Origin of the sequence: Paucibacter sp. KCTC 42545, assembly GCF_001477625.1 — a bacterium.
GTDB lineage: Bacteria > Pseudomonadota > Gammaproteobacteria > Burkholderiales > Burkholderiaceae_C > Paucibacter_A.
In genome coordinates, this window is record NZ_CP013692.1 from 5,117,352 (window position 1) to 5,138,033 (window position 20,682).

22 protein-coding genes and 2 tRNA genes are annotated in these 20,682 nt (G+C 63.8%); 12 read left to right on the forward strand and 12 right to left on the reverse strand.

Annotated elements, in window-relative coordinates; all coding sequences use genetic code 11:
* The first annotated feature begins 22 nt into the window (after positions 1–22).
* Positions 23–99: transfer RNA gene (locus AT984_RS22000), tRNA-Met, on the forward strand.
* A 90-nt stretch (positions 100–189) separates the two neighbouring features.
* Positions 190–266, forward strand: a tRNA-Met gene (locus AT984_RS22005).
* Positions 267–695: 429 nt separating this feature from the next.
* Here AT984_RS22005 and AT984_RS22010 read toward each other — a convergent pair.
* From AT984_RS22010 to AT984_RS22050, 9 genes are all read right to left on the reverse strand, one after another.
* The gene (locus AT984_RS22010; protein ID WP_058721931.1) at positions 696–1,376 is read right to left on the reverse strand and encodes a type 1 glutamine amidotransferase domain-containing protein; all 681 of its coding nucleotides are present in this window, start codon (positions 1,374–1,376) and stop codon (positions 696–698) included.
* A gap of 78 nt (positions 1,377–1,454) precedes the next feature.
* The gene (locus AT984_RS22015) at positions 1,455–2,489 is read right to left on the reverse strand and encodes an NADP-dependent oxidoreductase (protein ID WP_058721932.1); all 1,035 of its coding nucleotides are present in this window, start codon (positions 2,487–2,489) and stop codon (positions 1,455–1,457) included.
* A 34-nt stretch (positions 2,490–2,523) separates the two neighbouring features.
* Positions 2,524–3,684 (reverse strand): iron-containing alcohol dehydrogenase, encoded by a 1,161-nt coding sequence (locus tag AT984_RS22020; protein WP_058721933.1) that lies wholly within the window; start codon positions 3,682–3,684, stop codon positions 2,524–2,526.
* Between the two features lie 131 nt (positions 3,685–3,815).
* Positions 3,816–4,448 (reverse strand): TetR/AcrR family transcriptional regulator, encoded by a 633-nt coding sequence (locus AT984_RS22025; RefSeq protein WP_058721934.1) that lies wholly within the window; start codon positions 4,446–4,448, stop codon positions 3,816–3,818.
* Between the two features lie 208 nt (positions 4,449–4,656).
* Positions 4,657–6,033, reverse strand: coding sequence for a Gfo/Idh/MocA family protein (locus AT984_RS22030; RefSeq protein WP_058721935.1), 1,377 nt, complete (start codon positions 6,031–6,033; stop codon positions 4,657–4,659).
* A gap of 31 nt (positions 6,034–6,064) precedes the next feature.
* A complete protein-coding gene (ruvB, locus tag AT984_RS22035) occupies positions 6,065–7,123 on the reverse strand; it encodes a Holliday junction branch migration DNA helicase RuvB (protein WP_058721936.1) in 1,059 nt (352 codons plus the stop codon).
* Complete coding sequence (ruvA, locus tag AT984_RS22040; RefSeq protein WP_058721937.1) at positions 7,120–7,692, reverse strand: Holliday junction branch migration protein RuvA; 573 nt, start codon at positions 7,690–7,692, stop codon at positions 7,120–7,122. Before ruvA ends, ruvB begins: the two co-directional genes overlap by 4 nt.
* 23 nt (positions 7,693–7,715) lie before the next feature.
* Positions 7,716–8,369: a response regulator gene (locus AT984_RS22045; protein ID WP_058721938.1), complete on the reverse strand. Its 654-nt coding sequence runs from the start codon at positions 8,367–8,369 to the stop codon at positions 7,716–7,718.
* Between the two features lie 125 nt (positions 8,370–8,494).
* The gene (locus tag AT984_RS22050) at positions 8,495–9,979 is read right to left on the reverse strand and encodes a sensor histidine kinase (protein ID WP_058721939.1); all 1,485 of its coding nucleotides are present in this window, start codon (positions 9,977–9,979) and stop codon (positions 8,495–8,497) included.
* A gap of 241 nt (positions 9,980–10,220) precedes the next feature.
* Between AT984_RS22050 and AT984_RS22055 the strand changes: the two genes are divergently transcribed.
* Together AT984_RS22055 and ybeY are read left to right on the forward strand one after the other, a co-directional pair.
* Positions 10,221–11,291, forward strand: coding sequence for a PhoH family protein (locus AT984_RS22055; protein WP_058722539.1), 1,071 nt, complete (start codon positions 10,221–10,223; stop codon positions 11,289–11,291).
* The gene (ybeY, locus tag AT984_RS22060) at positions 11,288–11,725 is read left to right on the forward strand and encodes an rRNA maturation RNase YbeY (RefSeq protein ID WP_058721940.1); all 438 of its coding nucleotides are present in this window, start codon (positions 11,288–11,290) and stop codon (positions 11,723–11,725) included. Before AT984_RS22055 ends, ybeY begins: the two co-directional genes overlap by 4 nt.
* Positions 11,726–11,775: 50 nt before the next feature.
* Here the strand turns inward: ybeY and AT984_RS22065 are convergent, their stop codons facing one another.
* Both AT984_RS22065 and hemB read right to left on the reverse strand, forming a co-directional pair.
* Positions 11,776–12,873: a magnesium transporter CorA family protein gene (locus tag AT984_RS22065; protein WP_058721941.1), complete on the reverse strand. Its 1,098-nt coding sequence runs from the start codon at positions 12,871–12,873 to the stop codon at positions 11,776–11,778.
* A 31-nt stretch (positions 12,874–12,904) separates the two neighbouring features.
* Complete coding sequence (gene hemB, locus AT984_RS22070) at positions 12,905–13,921, reverse strand: porphobilinogen synthase (protein ID WP_058721942.1); 1,017 nt, start codon at positions 13,919–13,921, stop codon at positions 12,905–12,907.
* A 332-nt stretch (positions 13,922–14,253) separates the two neighbouring features.
* Here hemB and AT984_RS22075 point away from each other — a divergent pair, with 332 nt between their 5' ends.
* The 7 genes from AT984_RS22075 to AT984_RS22105 all read left to right on the forward strand — a co-directional run bounded on the left by AT984_RS22075 (position 14,254) and on the right by AT984_RS22105 (position 19,235).
* Positions 14,254–14,682 (forward strand): CopD family protein, encoded by a 429-nt coding sequence (locus AT984_RS22075; protein ID WP_058721943.1) that lies wholly within the window; start codon positions 14,254–14,256, stop codon positions 14,680–14,682.
* Positions 14,683–14,693: 11 nt separating this feature from the next.
* Positions 14,694–15,806, forward strand: a complete 1,113-nt coding sequence (locus AT984_RS22080) for a VanZ family protein (protein ID WP_058721944.1) — start codon at positions 14,694–14,696, stop codon at positions 15,804–15,806.
* Between the two features lie 41 nt (positions 15,807–15,847).
* Entirely contained in the window at positions 15,848–16,174 is a 327-nt protein-coding gene (locus AT984_RS22085) for a (2Fe-2S) ferredoxin domain-containing protein (RefSeq protein WP_058721945.1), read from the forward strand.
* A 3-nt stretch (positions 16,175–16,177) separates the two neighbouring features.
* Positions 16,178–16,798, forward strand: a complete 621-nt coding sequence (locus tag AT984_RS22090) for an alpha/beta hydrolase (protein WP_058721946.1) — start codon at positions 16,178–16,180, stop codon at positions 16,796–16,798.
* A 50-nt stretch (positions 16,799–16,848) separates the two neighbouring features.
* On the forward strand, positions 16,849–18,006 hold the full coding sequence (locus AT984_RS22095) for a D-alanyl-D-alanine carboxypeptidase family protein (RefSeq protein WP_058721947.1): 1,158 nt from the start codon (positions 16,849–16,851) through the stop codon (positions 18,004–18,006).
* A 63-nt stretch (positions 18,007–18,069) separates the two neighbouring features.
* Complete coding sequence (locus tag AT984_RS22100) at positions 18,070–18,945, forward strand: D-amino acid aminotransferase (RefSeq protein ID WP_058721948.1); 876 nt, start codon at positions 18,070–18,072, stop codon at positions 18,943–18,945.
* A gap of 14 nt (positions 18,946–18,959) precedes the next feature.
* On the forward strand, positions 18,960–19,235 hold the full coding sequence (locus AT984_RS22105) for a DUF493 family protein (protein ID WP_058721949.1): 276 nt from the start codon (positions 18,960–18,962) through the stop codon (positions 19,233–19,235).
* Here AT984_RS22105 and AT984_RS22110 read toward each other — a convergent pair.
* Positions 19,219–19,905, reverse strand: coding sequence for a tetratricopeptide repeat protein (locus tag AT984_RS22110; RefSeq protein WP_058721950.1), 687 nt, complete (start codon positions 19,903–19,905; stop codon positions 19,219–19,221). The genes AT984_RS22105 and AT984_RS22110 overlap by 17 nt on opposite strands.
* Before the next feature lie 103 nt (positions 19,906–20,008).
* Here AT984_RS22110 and lipB point away from each other — a divergent pair, with 103 nt between their 5' ends.
* Complete coding sequence (gene lipB / locus AT984_RS22115; RefSeq protein WP_058721951.1) at positions 20,009–20,680, forward strand: lipoyl(octanoyl) transferase LipB; 672 nt, start codon at positions 20,009–20,011, stop codon at positions 20,678–20,680.
* Positions 20,681–20,682: the final 2 nt, after the last annotated feature.

The following is a 20,682-nucleotide window of genomic DNA, read 5'->3' on the forward strand; positions in this document are numbered from 1 at the left end:
GCGCTATACTGCTAGCTTCAGTCGCGGGGTGGAGCAGTCTGGTAGCTCGTTGGGCTCATAACCCAAAGGTCGTAGGTTCAAATCCTGCCCCCGCAACCAAAATTCAGTTGTTCGTCGATCCAGAATGCAGGTCGGCGAAATAGCAAAAAAAGAGCCGCCCAACCAGAGCGGCTTTTGTTTCAGATCAGTCGCGGGGTGGAGCAGTCTGGTAGCTCGTTGGGCTCATAACCCAAAGGTCGTAGGTTCAAATCCTGCCCCCGCAACCAAAAAATCGTAAGTAAATCAAACACTTACGTTGATAAGACGCCAGCCGAAAGGTTGGCGTTTTGCATTCTGCGCCCAACTTTGGCCCATGCTGTGCCCACGCAATCGTGGCATTTCGGTTCTGGACTTGTTCGCGCCGAGAGCTGTCGGCGTCGTGCGTAGCTCGCAAATCGCCGAAGTCCTTTGGCACCAGCCGAAATTCCTGCCGACGCCTCTTTTGCACTGCCCTGCGACCTCGGTGGCTCGCGCCGCACTGGTCTTGCTAGGGCGCCAGACTTGTCGGTCCAGCCAAGCTACCGGGCTCAGACTGCGCGCCGTTCACTGTGCCGTCGACTCGGCTGACTTGCCCCATGCCCGGCAGTGCAGCGAGATCTGAAAAGCCGGCCTGCCCGGCTTCCTAGATGGTTCTACTGCAGCCGCCGGGCTCGGCATCAAGCCAATGCTTTGAGCAAGGCCAGCGCCGCGGGTTCAGAAGACGCTGGGTTTTGGCCGGTGATCAGAAGCCCATCGGTGACGACGTAAGGCTGCCAGTCGGCGACCTTGGAGTAGATGCCGCCCTGTTGCATGAGCATGTCTTCAACCAAAAAGGGCACGACCTTCGTCAGGCCAACGGCTTCTTCCTCGGTGTTGGTGAAGCCCGTCACCTGCTTGCCTGTCACCACCGATGCGCCGGCGGGCGTTTTGGGGTGGCGGAGCACGCCTGGCGCATGGCAGACGGCGGCCACGGGCTTGCCGGCGTTGAGCATGCTTTCGATCAGGGCGATGGAGTTGGCGTCTTCGGCCAAGTCCCACAAGGGGCCGTGGCCGCCGGGGTAGAACACGGCGTCGAAGTCAGTGGCCGACATATCTTTCAATTTGAGCGTGCTGGCCAGCACGGCCTGGGCGGCGGGGTCGGCTTTGAAGCGCAGAGTGGCTTCGGTTTGCGAGGCAGGGTCATCGCTCTTGGGGTCCAACGGCGGCTGGCCGCCCAGGGGCGAGGCTAGGGTGATGTGAGCGCCGGCGTCCTTGAAGGCGTAGTAGGGTGCTGCGAATTCTTCCAGCCAGAAGCCGGTCTTGGCGCCTGTGTCACCGAGTTGGTCGTGAGAGGTCAGCACCATCAAAATCTTGTTCATATCAGTTCCTGAGTAGGGGTGAAGTGAGCGACCTACAGGCGCTCACTGAAGCCGTGAATTGAGTTCACGAGGTGGTCTTTAGTCTTTGGCAACGCGCACGATCAACTTGCCGAAGTTCTTGCCTTCGAGCAGGCCGATCAAGGCTTGCGGGGCGTTCTCCAGGCCGTCGACGATGTCTTCCCGGAACTTGATCTTGCCTTGCGCCAGCCATTGGCCCATGTCTTTGGCGAACTCGGGATAGCGGTGGCCGTAGTCGTCAAAAATGATGAAGCCTTGCATGCGGATGCGCTTGGTCAGCAGCGTGCGCATCAGCAGGGGCGAGCGGTCGGGGCCGCTCGGCAAGGCGGTGGCGTTGTACTGCGCAATCAGGCCGCAAACCGGTACGCGGGCTCCGGTGTTGAGCAGGGGCAAGACGGCATCAAACACCTTGCCGCCGACGTTTTCAAAATAGACATCGATGCCGGCCGGGCAAGCCGCGGCGAGTAGGGCGGGCAGATCGGGGCTGTGGTGGTCGATGCAGGCGTCGAAGCCCAGCTCTTCCACGGCGGAGCGGCATTTGTCAGCGCCACCGGCAATGCCCACCACGCGGCAGCCCTTGAGCTTGGCGATTTGCCCGACGACCGAGCCCACCGCGCCGGTGGCAGCGGCCACCACCACGGTCTCACCGGCTTTGGGCGCGCCAATGTCCAGCAAACCCATATAGGCGGTGAAGCCGGGCATGCCCATCACGCCCAGGGCGTAAGACAGCGGGCCCAGCTTGGGGTCCAGCGGGGTCAGGCCGCTGCCGTTGGAAACGGCATAGTCCTGCCAGCCGGCAAAGCCCAGCACCCAGTCGCCCACCGCGAACTTGGAGTTGTTCGATTGCTCGACACGGCTGACGGTGGCGCCCACCATGGGGTCGCCCAAGTTGACGGCGGCGGCGTAGCTTGCTGCATCACTCATGCGGCCGCGCATATAGGGGTCCAGCGACAGATACACGGTGCGCAGCAGCACTTCGCCGGGGCCGGGGCTGGGCACTGCAGTGCTGGCCAGATGGAAGTCGGCGGTGGTGGGGGCCCCCACGGGGCGGGCAGCCAGTTGAATTTGGCGGTTATGGCTTGTGGTTTGAGTCATGTGATGGCCTTAGAAACTGTGTTCGGAAAAGCGTTTAAAGCGCGGCGGTGAGAATGCGGCGGCTGATGTCCAGGCTCAGATCGCGGTGCTCGCTGAGTTGCGTCATGCCGTGCGCTTCGAGCTGGCGGATGACGATGTCGATCACCTCCGCCCCCAGGCCGTAATCCTTCAGGCGAGTGGGAATGCCCATGGCCTCGAAGAAGGCGCGGGTCTTGGCGATGGCGGCGCTGATGCGCTCCTCGTCGCTGCCGGTGGTGATACCCCACACCCGTTCGCTGTACTGCAGCAGCTTGGCATGCTTTTGCGTGCGGCGCTCTTCCAGCAGGGCCGGCAAAACGATGGCCAGGGTGCGGGCATGGTCGATGTTGTGCAGGGCGGTCAGCTCATGGCCAATCATGTGCGTGGCCCAGTCCTGCGGCACGCCGGCGCCGATCAGGCCGTTCAGGGCCAGGGTGGCGGTCCACATCAGGTTGGCGCGGTCGTCGTAGACGGGGCTGGGCGCGTTCAGCAAGCGCGGGCCGATCTCGATCAGCGTTTGCAGCAGGCCTTCGGCGAAGCGGTCTTGCACCGCGGCATTGACCGGGTAGGTCAGGTATTGCTCGATGGTGTGCACGAAGGCGTCCACCACGCCGTTGGCGATTTGCGCGGGCGGCAGGGTGTAGGTCTTGGTCGGGTCCAGCACCGAGAACAGCGGGAACACCTTGGGGCTGCGGAAGGGGCGCTTGGCGCCGATGTCGCGGCGGGTGATCACCGCGCCCTCATTCATCTCCGAGCCGGTGGCCGGCAGCGTCAGCACGGTGCCGAAGGGCAGCGCCTGGGTGACCTTGCTGCCCCAGCTGGTCAAGATGGTCCAGGGATCACCTTCGAACAGGGCGGCTGCGGCGATGAACTTGGTGGCGTCGATGACCGAGCCGCCGCCCACGGCCAGCAAAAAGTCAAAGCCACCCTCGCGGACTTGTTGCACCGCCTTCATCGCGGTTTCAAAGCTGGGGTTGGGCTCAATGCCGCTGAAGGTGCTGTGCTGGCGCGTGCCCAGGGCTTCGCGCACTTCGCCCAGCGTGCCGGTTTTCTCGGCGCTGGCGCCACCGACCAGGATCAGCACCCGGGCGTTGGCGGGCACAAGCGTGGCGAGATCGGCAATGCGGCCCTGGCCGAAAACGATGCGGGTGGGGTTGTGATAGTCAAAGTTCAGCATGATGTCCTCGGGAGGGGTGAAAAAATATTTGCAAATGATGCAAATAGACCGGTCAACTAGTTGAGTGTGAAAAATCGGAGCAAGTGGCCCGAAGGCCATTGAAACGTTTGAAATCTAGGTGCCCTTGCCGGTTAAACCGCAGCAGGCGCCAGCAGCAACTCGGTGCTGCGCAGCGCGTGCTCGAACGGGCTGCCATCGCGGCGCAGCTTGGCCAGCAAGCTGGCGCCTAACCAAAGTTGGTAAAGCGTCACAGCGGTATCGCTCGCGTTCAAGCCTGCGGCGACCGAGCCATCTTGGCGCGCCTCATCCAGGCATTGGGCGAGGCGCTGAATTACGCGGTCCGTGCCCTCACGCAAGGTAAGCCGCATCGCTTCCGAGATATCCGCCACTTCGGCGCTGAGTTTGACGATCAGGCATTTGGCGCCCGCCGGCGCCTGTGCGCAATCGCCATCGCCAACTCCACCATCAGCGCCACATTGGCTGACGTTCCAATATGACCAGTAGCGCATCAAGCGCGCCCGCGCCGTGCTGCCATCGGTCTTGAGCAAGGTGTCGAGCCTAGCCAGGTAGTCGTCGATATAGCGCTTGAGCAGCTCTTCGCCAAAGCGTTCTTTGGAGCTGAAGTAGTGATAGAACGAGCCCTTGGGCACATTGGCCACTGTCAGGATCTCCGCGAGGCCCACGCCCACGAACCCCTTGCTGGCGATCAAGCGCTCGCCGCAGTTGAGGATGTGGTCTTTGGTTGCTGAGTGCTCGTTTGCCATGCCGCAATCATCGCGCAAATAGACCAGTCGTCTAGAGTTCTTGCCGAATTACCCGAGCGGATTGCTGGGTCTTTGGCGGCAGGCGGCGGGATGCGCCGAAATTTGCGGCCGCTGCGGCTGAACTTCGGCGGCGGAGGCTAGGTCGGTGACGGCGCTGCCGGCTTAGAACTTGTCCGCCAGCAGGCCCCAGCTATTCGCAGATAAGTTCTTAGTACTGGTCGCCGAAGGCGAAGATGGGCTTGCGGTTCTGCCAGCGCCCTTCGGTGAAGTCGGGGAAGGGCAGGGTCTTGAAGCCTTCGGCAATCGACTGCTCTGACAGCGGCGTGATGGCGCTCCAGGCCACTGCGTCGTAGACGTCGATGGGCATGGGCGCTTGCGCCTTCAGCGCCTCAACAAAGGCGTGAACCACAAAGAAGTCCATGCCGCCATGGCCGGCGCCCTCGGCCGTGGTCGCGTACTTTTTCCACAGGGGGTGATCGAACTGGTCCTGATAGGCCTGAAAGTCTTCCCAGGCATGCGGCTTGCTGACGCCTTCGATGTGCACCGAGCGGTTGAGGTCCATCCAGATCCCGTCGGTGCCCTGGACCCGAAAACCCAAGGAGTAGGGCCGCGGCAGCGAGGTGTCGTGCTGCAGCAGAATCGTCTCGCCGTTCTGGCAGGCCAAAGTGGTGGTCACCACATCGCCCAGCTGATAGCTTTGCTTGGCATTGGGGTGATCCTTGGCGCCCATCTTCTTGCCCACATAGTCTTGCAGGCCACGCGCCTTGCTGGCGAAGCTGTTGATGTGGGTGAAGCGGTTGCCGCGATGGATATTGGTGAACATCGCGCAAGGGCCGATGCCGTGGCTGGGGTAAAGCTCGCCATTGCGCTGCACCGAGTGCTGGGTGCGCCAGCGGGCTTCGGACCAGGCCTTGGCGCCGCTCTCAACACCGCCGCCATAGGGCTTGGCCGGGTCGCCGGAGTTGAACTTCACGGCCCGCAAATCATGCTGATAGCCGCCTTGCAAATGCACCAGCTCGCCGAACATGCCGGCGCGCACCATCTGCAGCACCGCCATCACATCGCGCCGGTAGCAGACGTTTTCCAGCAGCATATAAGGCGTGCCGGTGCGTTGCTGGGTGCGCAGCACATCCCAGTGATCTTGCAGGCTGATGCCCGCCACCACTTCGCAGCCCACGGCGATCTTGGCGTTCATCGCGTCAATCGCCATCGGCGCATGCAGCTCCCAAGGCGTGGCGATGATGACCCCATCCAAGTCCTTGCTCTCCAGCAGTGCCCGGTAAGCCAGCGCATCGCCGCGCTCACCGTAGATGCGCGGCTGGGGCTTTTTGAAGCTCTGGCACATGGCCAGGGCGCGACCCAGCATGATGGGTTCGATATCGCAAAGGGCCACCACGTCCACGTCTTCGCGGCGCAGCAACTCCTTGAGCAAGACCTGACCCCGCATGCCGGTGCCGATCAAGCCCAGGCGCAGCCGCCGGCCCTTGCCGCCGGCTTGCGCCCAGACGGGCAGGGTGCTCGCGCCCAGCGTGGTGGCCAGGCTGGCGCTGGAGGCGCGGAGAAATTGGCGGCGTTGAAGCGTCATGGTGTTGCTGGCCAGGGAGGCAGGGGGATGTTTACTCGTCGAACAGGCTACCGGCCGCTTTGGGCGGCGTCACGCCCAAATGCTTGAAGGCCGCCAGAGTGGCGACTCGGCCGCGCGGCGTGCGCTGCAAATAGCCTTGCTGGATCAGATAAGGCTCGATCACATCTTCGATGGTGCCGGCCTCTTCGCCGATGGCGGCTGCCACGTTTTCCAGGCCCACCGGACCGCCATCGAAACGGTGCACGATGGCCTCCAGCAGTTTGCGGTCCATCAGGTCAAAGCCTTGCGGGTCCACGTCCAGCATGGCCAGGGCTTTGTCGGCCACGGTCTTGCCGATATGGCCATTGCCCTTGACCTCGGCGTAGTCGCGCACCCGGCGCAGCAAACGGTTGGCAATGCGCGGTGTACCGCGTGAGCGGCGGGCAATTTCCAGCGCGCCCATCTCATCAATCGGCGTGTTCAGCAGCGCCGCCGAGCGGGTGACGATGCGCTGCAACTCGGTGGCGGTGTAGAACTCCAGGCGCGCCACGATGCCGAAGCGGTCGCGCAGCGGATTAGTCAACATGCCGGCGCGGGTGGTGGCGCCAACCAGGGTGAAGGGCTGCAGATCGAGCTTGATGGAGCGGGCGGCCGGGCCCTCGCCGATCATGATGTCGATCTGGTAGTCCTCCAGCGCCGGGTACAGGATTTCTTCCACCACTGGGGAGAGGCGGTGAATCTCGTCGATGAAGAGCACATCGTTCTTCTCGAGATTGGTCAGGATGGCGGCCAGATCCTTGGGCTTTTCCAGCACCGGGCCCGAGGTCTGGCGCAGGTTCACGCCCAGTTCGGCGGCGATGATGTGAGAGAGCGTGGTCTTGCCCAGGCCCGGCGGGCCGAAGAGCAGCACATGGTCCATGGCCTCGTCGCGTTTGCGGGCCGCGCCGATGAAGATCTCCAGCTGCTCGCGCGCCTTGGTCTGGCCCACATACTCGTCCAGCAGCTTGGGCCGCAGGGCGCGTTCAATCGCTTCTTCGCGCGGCGAGCTGGGGCTGGCGGCGATGACCCGCTGCTGCGGGGCGCTGGCGAAGTCGTCGGTCTGAATGCTCATTTGGACAGTGCCCGCAAGGCCAGCTTGATGCCGTCGCTAACGCCAACATCCGGCGGCAGCGCTTTCAGCGCCAGGCCAGCTTCTTTTTCGCTATAGCCCAGGGCGATCAGGGCTTGCAGGATGTCGGCCTGGTTGTCGCTGCCCACGCTGACCGGGCCGCCCAACTCGGCGCCGAGCTTGCCCTTCAGCTCCAGCAGCAGGCGCTCGGCGGTCTTCTTGCCGATGCCAGGCACTTTGACCAGGCGGCCGAGTTCTTGTTTGGTGACGGCTTGCGCCAACTCCGCCACCGACAAGCCCGACAGCAGGCTCAAAGCCATCTTCGGGCCCACGCCGGTGATCTTGATGAGCTGGCGGAAAGTGCCGCGCTCTTCGCTGCTCAGGAAGCCGAACAGGATTTGCGCATCTTCACGGACCACGAAATGGGTCAGCAGCGCGACCTTCTCGCCCAGGCCGGGAAGGTTGTAAAAGGTGCTCATGGGCACGTCGACTTCATAGCCGACGCCCTGCACATCGATGAGAACCTGCGGGGGCGATTTTTCCGCGATGACGCCAGTGAGTCGACCGATCATCGGCCCATTATCGGGCCGTCAAATCAGTTGCGTCCGAAGAGGCCGAGCCGCTGCGCTTCAAGTGCCGCTTCGGCGCGCGAAGAGACATTGAGCTTGCGATAGATCTGCTTGACGTAGTCCGCAATCGTGTGGCGGGACAGGCCCAGCTGCACGCCGATTTCGGGCAGGGTGTAGCCCTTGGCCACGCGCAGCAAGACCTCGGTTTCGCGGTCCGTCAGCGACACCTCATGCAGCACCGCAGCCACCTGCGGGCGCTTTTGATTGGCGAAATGCGCGATCACCTTGCGGGCGATGGAAGGCGACAGTGGCGGCTCGCCCTGGCTCATACGCTGCAGCTGTTCAAACAGCAGCTCGCGCGATTGCTCTTTCAGCAGATAGCCAAAAGCACCGGCTTGTAGGGCAGGGAAGAGGTGTTCGTCGTCGTCGTGGATGGTGACGATGACCGACTGCGCCTCGGGCTGGCGCTCGCGGAGCGCGGCAATCACGTCCACGCCCGAGCCGTCGGGCAGGCCCAGATCCAGCAAAGCCAGGTTGAAGCGCTGGCTGTTCACCAGGGCCAGGGCGTCCTGCACGCGTGAGCATTCGGTGATTTCGGCGTTGACGAAGACCTGCTTGACCAGGGCTTTGAGCCAAGCACGAATTTCCGGAATGTCTTCCAGCAGAAGGATATGGTCCATGGTCTTGTGAGTTTCCCGGTAGTAGGTCGCTGAAGCGGCGCGCTAGCCAACCAGCAGGTTAGCCGCTCAACGGTAAGGCTTTATCGGCTCACTGCCAAGGGCAATGAAGCCGGCTCAGGGCATTTTCAGAGCGGAATCGTGAGGCGGATCACGGTTCCCCAGCCGGGGCCGGACTCCACCAGGCATTGCCCGTGCATTTGTTTGGCACGCGACTTCATGCTGGCCATGCCGTGGCCGCGGTCCAGGCGCCCATCCAATTCGGCCGGAATGCCCTGGCCGTTGTCCTGGATGATGACCTGAAAGTCACCGCCCTGCACATTGCAGCTGATCGTGCAATGGGTGCCGCCGCTGTGTTTGATGATGTTGCTGACCGCCTCGCGGAAGATCCGCGTGGTCTGCACATAGGCCCGCGCTGGCAAGGTGTGCACCACGTCTTCGGCCGGCGCCTTCCACTCTGCCAGGATATTGGCTTGGCCCAGGCGCGACACCACCTCGGCGCGCCAGTCGCCCAGGGCATCCAGCAATTGCACCGGCTTGCCGGTCAGGCCGCGCACCGACAAGCGCATTTCCTCCAGCGCTTCACGTGCCAGGGTGGAGATGCGATCCGACTCGCTGGTGTGCACGATGGTCAGCAGCTTGGCGCCCAAGTCGTCATGCAGATCGGCGGCGATGCGCTTGCGCTCGCGTTCGGTGACTTGCTCCAGCTTTTGTTCCACGGAGGTGGCGAAGTTGCGCTCCATCTCGGCAACGCGCTCACCCATGCGCTGTTCCAGCTGAATTTGCTGCAAATCACTGTCGCGCCGGGCGCGTGCGAAACCGGCGCAGAAGTGCAGGCACAGGCCCACCATGATCAGCGGCAGGCCAAGGCCGAGCCAGAGGCTCCAGCGCAGCGCCGCTTCGGGCGCCAGAGTCAGGCTCAGGACCACATCGGCCAAAAGGGCGGCGCCGCTCAGGGCCAGCAGCAGGCTCAGCCAGCGCAGGTCGCCGTTGGCACCCTCGTCCACCGGCAAGGTGCTGCGCAAGGCTTGCCAGCGTTGGCGCATATACCATGCCAGCAGGGCCAATAACTCCAAGACCAACAGGCCATGCCAGGCCTGGCTGAGCCAAGCGCCGAATGATCCGCCTGCCAGCATCAGGCTGATGGGCATGAACAAGGTCTGCAGCCACATCAGCTGCTCCAGCTTGGGCTGCTGCACCGCCAGCTGGCGCAGCAGGTACTGCGCGCCAAAGTTCAGCACCAGGGCCAGCGTTAGCACGCAGCCGGCTTGCAGCCACAACACTGGGGCAGGGCTGGCGTAGTGCAGCACTTGGAAGGCCACGCCCGCCAGCATCATGCTGCCCAGGCAGCTGAGCTGCGCCTCACGGCGGTAGAGCTTGGCGACGATGCTGCTCATGACGCTCAAAACCAGCAGCATGCCGGTCAGCCATTGCTGGGCCAGGGAGGCCGAAAAACCCAGCTGCAGCGCGGCGGGCTCAAGCGCTGTGCCCGCCTGGGCCAGCAGGCCGGTGGGTAGCAGCAAGGCGCTTGCAGCCAGTAGGCCAAGGGCGGCTTTGCCCCGCAGGCTTACCCGCGATAGGCCGGCGCGCATCTTTTGTTTGATTTTTTGCATGAGGGGCGATTGTGCAGGAGCTATGTGACCCTGGATGCCCCTGTGTCTGCGGGGGGTGATGGCGGCTACGGGCGACAATATGCGTGCGTCGTGGGTGGATATCAGTAGGCACATCTGTAGATATGCGCGGACATGAGTGGCTAAGCCCGGCATCAGCCGAGGGCTTGCCAAGCTCAAGCCCTTCCACGGCCTCCTATTGCCCGCCTTCGCTCCCTTCACGTTCTCTCAAGAAAGTGCTTTTGTGATTCTTCGCCTTGACTTCACGCCGGTCGACAACAAGCGCTTGGCCCACCTCTGCGGCAGCCTGGACGAACACCTGCGCCAGATAGAGGCCGCCATGGCCGTGCGCATCAGTCGCCAGCATGATCATTTCCGCATCGACGGGCTGAAGCCGGCAGCCCTGCGCACGCAGCAATTGCTGGAGTCGCTGTATGAGCGCGCCCGCCGCGCCATTCCGCCCGAGACCCTGCAGCTGGCGCTGGCCGAGGCCACCGCCGAACTGATGGCAGCAAGCGCTAAGGGTGGAGCAGGCCCAGCCAAGGGCCGCAAGAGTGCCAGCAAAGCTGATGCTGAGCCCGCGCCTGCAGCGGCCGCAGCCGTCGGCGCAGATGCGCTGGTGCTGCGCACCCGCCGCCCCGACTTGGCCGGCCGCACGGCGCGTCAACACGAATACCTGCGCCACATCATGGCGCACGACATCACCTTCGGCCTCGGGCCGGCCGGCACCGGCAAGACCTTTTTGGCCGTGGCCTGCGCGGTGGACGCGCTGGAGCGCAGCACCGTGCAGCGCATCATCCTGACCCGCCCGGCGGTGGAGGCCGGTGAGCGCCTGGGCTTTCTGCCTGGCGATCTGACCCAGAAGGTCGACCCCTATCTGCGCCCGCTGTACGACGCGCTCTACGACTTGATGGGTTTCGATCGCGTCACCAAGGCCTTTGAGAAGGGCTTGCTGGAAGTCGCACCCCTGGCCTTTATGCGCGGGCGCACGCTCAACCATGCCTTCGTGATCCTGGACGAGGCGCAGAACACCACGCCCGAGCAGATGAAGATGTTCCTGACCCGCATCGGCTTCGGCAGCAAATGCGTGGTGACCGGGGACACCAGCCAGGTGGACCTGCCCAAGGGCACGCTGAGCGGCTTGGTCGATGCCGAGCGAGTCTTGGCCAAGGTTAAGGGCATTGCTATGACGCGGTTCACCAGTGCCGATGTGGTGCGCCATCCGCTGGTGGCCCGCATCGTTGAAGCCTACGAGGCCCGCAGCGCCTTGCAGGCCAAACAAGAAGCCCAAGCCATCAAGAGGAGCGCTGCATGAGTCAGCCGGAATTGAATTTGTCCCTGCAGTTTGCTGACCCACGCCACCGCGCCCTCTTGCCCCGCCACAAAGTGGCCAAGTGGATCCGCGCGGCGCTGGAGTTGCCGGGTGAAATCACCGTGCGCATTGTTGGCGCCGAAGAAGGCCAGCGCCTCAACAAAGAGTTCCGCGCCAAGGACTACGCCACCAATGTGCTGACCTTCGACTACAGCCATGAGCCGGTGGTCTGCGCCGATCTGGTGATTTGCGCCGAGGTGGTGGAGCGTGAGGCCCTGGACGCCAAGATCGACATCGCCGCTCACTACGCCCATATGCTGGTGCACGGCACCTTGCACGCCCAGGGTTACGACCACGAGGAGGACGACGAGGCCGCCTGCATGGAAGCGCGTGAGACCGAGTTGATGCTGGCGCTGGGCTTCGCCGACCCTTACTGATTGGTTGATTGATCGCCCGACTGGCCTGTTGCCAAGCGTGGCGCGGCAGCTCAGTGGCGGCTGCTGAGGTAGCGCTTGCGCCAGAAGAACAGGCCCAGCCCTAAGCCCACCGCCAGCATCAGACCGAAGGCGAACCAAACGCCGGTGGCCTTGTGAATCAGTGGCAGGCCATCGAAGTTCATGCCGAAGATGCCGGTGATCAGATTCAGCGGCAGGAAGATGGCGGTCAGCACCGTCAGCGTGCGCATGATGGCGTTGGTGCGGTGACCCAGGGCCGAGAAGTGCATTTGCACCGCCGCCTCGCTGGAGGACTCCAGGCGCCGCACATGGGTCAGTACCCGCTCGATATGCTCCAGCACATCGCGCGAGCGCACCCGCAGCAGCTCCCGTTCCCGCTGAATCTTGGCGTTATCGCTGGCCGGCCATTCGTCCAGCGAGTCGATCCATTCCTGCACCGCGCTGCGCTGGTCCTCGCTGATTTCTTCCAGCCGGTGCAGCGCGTCGCGTGAGGCCAGCAGCAGGGGCCAGTTGTCGAAATGGGTGTGGCCGTCCATCAGCGCGCGCTGCAAGCTGCCCAAGTGGCGACTGAGCTGGCGGCGCAACTCCAGAAAGTTGTCCACCAGGTGGTTGACCATGCGCAGCATCAGCTCGGCCGGGCTGCTGGGCAGGCGTGAGCTACCGCGCAGATCGCGCCCTTCGGTCAGCTGCCCCAGCTTGTCGGCGAAGAACTCGCGCACCGAGCAGGCATCGGGGTGGATGGTGATCAGCACATGGTCAAACACCGCGAAGCCGAGCGGGCTGGTGTCGATGTTTTTGAGCGCCGTCTCCGCCGCAGCAAGATTGGCCTTCACATCGTCTGGCGCCGGCTCTTCACCGGCGGGCTGGGCCGCCAGGCGCTGGAAGATCATCAAGTCATACCAAGACGTGTAGTCGAAGTTCGAGGCCAGCTGCGGGTTGAGCAGATCGGCGATGTGCAGATCCACCAGCTGGCCGCAGTCCCAGCGTTGCAAGGCCAGTTGCAGCTCCAGGTATTGCTGATCGAATTCCTTGCGCGCATAGCTGATCCACAAAAAGCCTTCGGCGGGGCGGTCCGAAGGCAGCTGGGCCAGCTCGATGAAGTGCTCGTCGTGGATGTGGAAAAAGCGCATGGGCGGGGCGGAGGCGGCTTGGCGAACGGGCTTAGGCCTTGCCGGCCTTGAGCAAGCGGGCTGCTTCCAGTGCGAAGTAAGTCAGCACGCCATCGGCGCCGGCGCGTTTGAAGGCCAGCAGGGCTTCCATCATCACCGCGTCATGGTCCAGCCAGCCATTCGCGGCGGCCGCCTTGATCATGGCGTACTCACCGCTGACCTGGTAGGCGAAGGTGGGCACGCGGAACTCGTCCTTGACCCGGCGCACGATGTCCAGATACGGCATGCCGGGCTTGACCATCACCATGTCCGCGCCTTCGGCCAGATCCAGTGCCACTTCGCGCAGGGCCTCGTCGCTGTTGGCGGGGTCCATCTGATAAGTCTTTTTGTCGGCCTTGCCCAGATTGGCAGCCGAGCCCACGGCATCGCGGAAGGGGCCGTAGAAGGCGCTGGCGTACTTGGCGCTGTAGGCCATGATGCGGGTATGGATGTGACCTTTGGCCTCAAGCGCCTGGCGGATGGCGCCGATGCGGCCATCCATCATGTCGCTGGGGGCCACGATGTCGACGCCGGCTTCGGCCTGCACCAGCGCTTGCGCGGTGAGCAACTCGACGGTGCGGTCATTGATGATGTAGCCGCGCTCGTCCAGCACGCCGTCCTGGCCGTGGCTGGTGAAGGGGTCCAGGGCGACGTCGGTCAGCAGGCCCAGCTCGGGCACTTGGGCTTTGAGGGCGCGCACCACGCGCGGCACCAGGCCGTCGGGATTGGTGGCTTCGATGCCGTCGGGTGTCTTCAAGCTGGCGTCGATGACTGGAAACAGGGCCAGCACCGGAATGCCCAGGTCCACGCATTCACGCGCCACATCAAGCAGCCGGTCCAGGCTCAGGCGCGACACGCCGGGCATGGACAGCACGGGCTCGACGCGGTTGGCGCCCTCGTGCACAAAAACGGGAAGTATCAGATCGCTGCTGCGCAAACCGTTTTCACGCACCAGGGCGCGGGTGAAGGCGTCGCGGCGCAGGCGGCGTGGCCGGCTGGCGGGAAAGGGGGCAGGAATAGCACTTTTCATAGTGGGCATGCGGCGGCAAGGGGTCTGATGTGGGCGGCGGCGCTGAGGCGTCACCGTATCTGGCTGAGGCGGTTTCGCGCCGAAATTGCTCAATCTAAGCAATTGCGCGTACTGTGCATCTGTATCAATTCTGTTATTATTTCTTCTGAATGATAGCCGCAAGGTGGTCGTTCCCTGCTTTTCCTCCCTGAGCAGGAGCCTTAGCGTCATGACAGCGATAGGGCTTTCTCACCCCGGCCTTGAGCCGGGGTTTTTTTTGCCCGCGCTTTTGCCGGCGCGATGGGCCGCCCGCTCGATCAAGCCCAGTTGATCCCGCCCCGCATAATGGCGCCATGCTCTGGATCAAAGCCTTTCATATCGTCTTCGTGGCCAGCTGGTTTGCCGGCTTGTTTTATCTGCCACGATTGTTCGTCAACCTGGCCATGGTGCCCACAGACAGCCACGCCGAGCGCGAACGCCTGCTGTTGATGGCGCACAAGCTCTATCGCTTTTGCACGCTGCTGATGTTGCCCGCCCTGGCCCTGGGCCTGCTGCTGTGGCTTTACTACGGCATCGGCCGTGGCCCGGGTAATGGCTGGATGCATGCCAAGCTGGCGCTGGTGCTGGCCGTGGGCGGCTACCACCATGCTTGCGGGCGCATCTTGCGCAGCTTTGAAACGCTCAGCAATCGGCGCAGCCATCGCTGGTTCCGGGTCTTCAACGAAGTCACGGTTCTGCTCTTCATCGCCATCGTGGTTTTGGTGGTGGTCAAGCCCTTCTGAGCGCCCAAACCATGGTGCGCCGGCAAAGTTCCGCCACCTGGCTGCTGCTGGCCTATCTGGCCTTGGTGGTCTATGCCAGCCTTTACCCGTTCTGGCCCTGGACCTGGCCGCCGGGCATGGCGCTGCCCGATCTGATCGGCCTGCCTTGGCCGCGCTATTTCGGCACGTTCGACATGCAGGCCAATGCGCTGGGCTATCTGCCCCTGGGCCTGCTGTCTTTTGCCGCGGCGCTGCGCAGTGGCTGGGGTTTGCGCGGCAGTTTGGCCTTAGGTCTGCTGCTCGCGCCGGTCTTGTCTTTTGCGTTGGAGAGCTTGCAGTACTTCCTGCCCGGGCGTGTGCCTTCCTCGCTGGACTGGCTGCTCAATGTCGGCGGGGCCTGGGCCGGCGTGGCCTTGGGCGCGCTGCTGCATGCTGTTGGCGGCCTGCGGCGCTGGCATGAGCTGAGCGAGTACTGGTTTCAGCCGCACAGCGCCGGCGCGCTGGCGCTGCTGGCCTTGTGGCCGGTGGGTTTGCTGTTCCCCACCGCCGTACCCCTAGGCTTGGGCCAATGGCTGCCGCGCCTGCAGAACTTGGCGGTGAGTTTGTTGGCCGACACGCCCTGGGCCGTGCAATGGGCCGACGACACCGATGTCGCCCTGGACATGGCCCGCGCCCTGCCGCCGGGCCTGGAGGCGCTGGTGATTGCGCTGGGCTTGCTGTCGCCGATCTTGCTGGCGCTGGCCGTAGCGCGGCCCGGTTGGCGCCGCCTGGTGCTGGTGTTTGGCGCGTTGGCGCTGGGCATGTTCGCCACCGCGCTGTCCACCGCGATGAATTTCGGGCCGCAGCATATCTGGGCCTGGCTGACCCTGGCCACCTGGCCGGGCCTGGCTTTGGCCATGTTGCTGGCGCTTTTGGCCATGCTGCTGCCGCGGCGCTTGTGTGCGGCCTTGGGCCTGGTGGTGATGTGCGCCCTGATCGGGTTGATCAGCCAGGCGCCCACCAGCCCCTATTTGCACCTGAGCCAGCAAGCCTGGGAGCAGGGGCGCTTCATCAACCTCTACGGCCTGGCGCAGTGGATCGGGTGGGTCTGGCCTTTTGCGGCAATCGCCTGGCTGCTGACCTTGATTGGGCGACGTGTGGTCTGAAGGGCTGCGGCCGCAGGATGCGGCTGCCTACAATAGACCGCATGAGCTATTTTGAACGTCACATCTTCTTTTGCCTGAATCAGCGTGAGAACGGTGATAACAGCTGCGCCCAGCATGGCGCGCAGCAGGGCTTTGACCATTGCAAGGCGCGGGTTCGCGATTTGGGCCTGGGCGGCCCGGGCGCGGTGCGGGTCAACAAGGCCGGCTGCCTGGATCGCTGCGCCGGTGGACCGGTGGCCGTGGTCTACCCCGAAGCGGTCTGGTACAGCTTTGTGGACAACAGCGATATCGACGAGATCGTCGAGCAGCATCTGAAGAATGGCGTGGTGGTTGAGCGCCTGCGCCTGCCCGACAACATCGGCCGCTGATCTGTGAATCCGCGTACCCAGAAAATCGTGATCGCCGGCCCCGCCGGAGCGATTGAATGCGCCCTCGACCGCCCGGTCGGTGAGCAAGAGCCCAAAGGGCTGGCGCTGATCTGCCACCCCAACCCGACCCAGGGCGGCACCATGGACAACAAGGTGGTGCAGACGCTGGCACGCGCTTTTGTCGAACTGGGCCTGCGCACCGTGCGCTTCAACTTCCGCGGCATCGGCAAGTCCGAAGGCGGCTGGGACGAAGGCCGCGGCGAGATCGACGATGCCCTTGCCGTGCTGCAGGCGCTGCGTTCGCCGGGCGAGCCCCTGGTGCTGGCCGGCTTTTCCTTCGGTGGCTATGTGGCCTCGCAGGCTGCGCTGCGCTTGCCTGAAGAGCAGCGCGCCCAGCGCCTGGTGCTGGTCGGCCCCGCCACCAGCCGGTTCGATACAGCCGCCGTGCCGGCTGACACCTTGGTGATCCACGGCGAACAAGATGATGTCGTGCCGCTCAGCTCTGTGCTGGACTGGGCGCGCCCGCAATCCCTGCCCATCACCGTGGTTCCCGGTGTGGGTCATTTTTTCCACGGGCAGCTGCCGCTGCTCAAGAGCATTGTGCTGCGCGCCTGGTCAGCCTAACTGAACATTCGAGCGGCATTCTTGCCTCACTGATTTCGAGACTCCTCCCCATGAAACAACTGATTGTTTTCAGCGTGGCCGCGGCCACCGCTTTCGCCAGCCATACCGTCGTGGCCCAAGCCCCGCAGTCCCCCGAGCTGGCCGCACGCAGCTATCTGCTGCTGGACATGACCGCCAACCGCGTGCTGACCGAGTACGACGCTGACAAGCCGAACGACCCGGCTTCGCTGACCAAGCTGATGACCGCCTACGTCGTCTTCGGCGCCCTGCGCGACAAGAAGCTGACGCTGGAGCAGACCCTGCCCGTCTCCAAGCGCGCCTGGGATGAACGCAAGGGCGACCCTTCGCTGATGTTCATCGACACCTTGATGACGCCCAAGGTCGAAGAGCTGCTCAAGGGCATGATCGTGCAGTCCGGCAATGATGCCTCGGTGGCGTTGGCTGAGGGCGTGGCCGGTTCGACCGAGCAGTTCGTGGCGATGATGAATCGCCAGGTGCAGGCTTGGGGCCTGAAGAACACCGAATTCAAAAACGTCACCGGTATGACCGAGCCCGGCCACAAGAGCAGCGCACGCGATCTGTCGGTGATCGCCTCGCACCTGATTCGCGACTTCCCCGAGTACTACAGCTACTACTCGCAGAAGGATTTCACCTTCAACAAGATCCGCCAGGAAAACCGCAATCTGCTGCTGCGCCGCGACCCGACCGTGGACGGCATGAAGACCGGCTACACCGACGCCGCAGGCTACTGCCTGGTGACCAGCGCCCAGCGCGACTTCCCCAATGGCAAGCGCCGCCTGCTCAGCGTGGTGATGGGCACGGCCTCCAAGGAAGCCCGCGCCAATGAAAGCCAGAAGCTGCTGAACTGGGGTTACACCAGCTTCGACGCGGTGCGCTTGTTCGACAAGGATCAAGCCATTGCCACCGTGCCCGTCTGGAAGGGCGCTGCGCCCGAAGCCAAGCTGGGCGCGGCGGGCGCCGTGTTTGTGGCCGTGCCGCGTGGCGATGGCGCCAAGCTGCAGACCAAGATTGAGCGCACCGACCCACTGGTGGCGCCGCTGACCAAGGGTCAGCGCGTCGGCACGGTGAAGGTCACCACTGCTGCTGGCGTGGCCGTCTCCGAAGTGCCGCTGGTGGTGCTGGACGCCGTGCCGCAAGCCGGCATCTTGGGTCGCGCCTGGGATTCTTTGCGCCTCTGGATCAAGTAATTTCGGCGCACTTGGGCGTAAGCTCGGTTCTTCGAGGTGTTCGTCAGCTTTGAGGGATCACGCATGAACCGACTGCCCGATGTGATGTGCTACTTGAACGGCGAGTTCGCGCCGCTGGCCGAAGCCAAGGTCTCGGTGATGGACCGGGGCTTCATCTTTGGCGACGGCGTGTACGAGTTGCTGCCGGTCTATGGTGGGCGCATCTTCCGCTTCGAAGCGCATATGGAGCGGCTGGAACGCAGCCTGGCCAAGTTGCGCATGAGCAGCCCCATGCTGCGCGAGCAACTGCTGGCGCTGGCGCGCAAGCTGATCTCTAAGGTGGATGCGCCGGATCAGTGGGTTTATTTGCAAATTACCCGAGGTGTGGCGCCGCGCAACCATGTGATGCCGCAGGACTTGGCGCCGACCTTGTTTGCCTACAGCAGCCCGGCCAAGTGGCCGACGCCGGAAGAGCGCCATCACGGCGTGGCCTGCATCACCGCGCGCGACTTCCGCTGGGAGCGTGGCGACATCAAAAGCATCTCGTTGCTGGGCAATGTGCTGGCCCGGCAGATTTCCGCTGACGAGGGCGCCGCCGAGACGATTCTGTTCCGCGATGGCTTCCTCACCGAGGCCTCGGCCTCGAATGTCTGGATCGTCAAAGAAGGCGCCTTGCTGGGCCCGCCCAAAAGCGAGCATGTGCTTGAAGGCGTGCGCATGGAGTTGCTGCATGAGCTCTGCGCCGAAGCGGGCCTGGGCTTTAACCAGCGCCCCATCACCGAGGCCGAGGTCTTGGCGGCGGATGAAATCATTCTCAGCTCGGCCACCAAGGAAGTGCTGGCTGTCACGCGCCTGGATCATCAGCCGGTCGGCCACGGTGCGCTGCACGGCAAGCCTGGCCCGGTGTATGCCAAACTGTTCGAGGCCTATCAAGCGGCCAAACGCATTCAATCTATTTAGAAAAAGTCTCCGTCATGAAGCCCGTTCCTCCCGAGCAATCGCTGATCGAATACCCCTCGCGTTTCCCCATCAAGGTGATGGGCGCCCATGTGGAGGGCTTTGTCGAGGCGGTGGTGATGGTGGCGAAGAACTTCGACCCCGAGTTTGACGCCGCCACGGTGGAGACCCGGCCCAGCAAGGCCGGCAACTATCTGGGTGTCACCATCACCGTCTTGGCTACCAGCCGCGAGCAACTCGACGAGCTCTACCGCACCTTGACCACCCACCCCATGGTCAAAGTGGTGCTGTGAGGTCCGGCGCCTGCAGGCGCTGATCGATTTCCTTCACCTTGTAGGGTGCGGCCACGTCGCCGTTGTGCGCGGCGGCCTCGTACCAGTAGCGCGCCAAGCGCAGGTCTTGCGTCAGGCCCAGGCCTGCTTCGTACATCGAGGCCAGCAAGTACTGCGCACCCTCATCACCTTGATTGGCTGCAGCGCGGAACCAATGCGCCGCTTGGGCCATGTCGGTGGCCACGCCGCGGCCCAGGTAGTAGGCCGTGCCCAGGGCAACTTGGGCCTCGCTGCTGCCATGCTTGGCCGCCAGGCCGTACCAGTGATGGGCTTGCAGCAAATCGGGCCGGCCCGTCGCGGATTGCAGGCCTTGCTCGTAAAACGTGCCCAAAGCCAATTCGGCGCGCAGCAGACCGTTGGCCGCCGCGCGTTTCAACAGCCGCTGCGCCTGACTCAGGTCATTGCGTGGCAGCTCGCCACGGATGTGCAGCATGGCCAGGTTGTAATCGGCCAAGGGCAGTTGCTTGCGGCTGGATAGTGTTTTGAAGCCGCGGGCTGCGGCCTTCACATCGCCGGCTTCATAGGCGGCCAGGGCTTGATCCAAGGCGCTGCTGGCGCCTTCTGCGGCCCAAGAGCGCAGCGGTGCAAGACCCAGCAGCAGGGCGGTGACGATGATGAGGGGTCCGCGCATAAGAGATCCTTTTCGGTTGCCAAGGTGCCAGGCTGACAAGCCTAGTTCAAGCTGAGTCGGCCCGGGGTTCTGGGGTCTTACAGGCTGGCGCTAACATTCCGCCATGATTCTTGTGAAAACACTGGGCCTGGTCGACTACGAGACCACCGTCGCCGCCATGCGCGACTTCACCGAGGCTCGCGGCCCCGACACGCCGGACGAGATCTGGCTGTGCGAGCATCCGCCCACCTACACCCAAGGCCTGGCCGGCAAGGCTGACCATGTGCTGGATGCCCAGGGCATCCCGGTGGTGCAAACCAATCGCGGCGGCCAGGTGACCTATCACGGCCCCGGCCAGGTGGTGGCCTACCCGCTGATCAATCTGCAGCGCGCCGGCTACTTTGTGCGCGAGTATGTGTTTCGCCTGGAATCGGCGGTGATTCAGACGCTGAGCGGCTTTGGCCTTACCGGCCACCGGGTCAGTGGCGCGCCGGGCATTTATGTGCGCTTGGATGAGCCCGGCGCCCATGCGGCGCTGAGCGGGCCGGTCGACCCCTTGCAGCCTTTTCAGGGCCTGGGCAAGGTGGCGGCTTTGGGCATCAAGGTCAGCCGCCATTGCACCTATCACGGGGTGGCGCTCAATGTGGCCATGGACCTGAAGCCCTTCGCCGGCATCAACCCCTGCGGCTACGCGGGGCTGGCCACGGTGGACCTCGTTACACTTGGCGTCTTTGCGGACTGGCCCACGGTGGCCCAGCGCTTTGGCGAGCGCCTCAGCGCGCAGCTGCAAAACTGAAT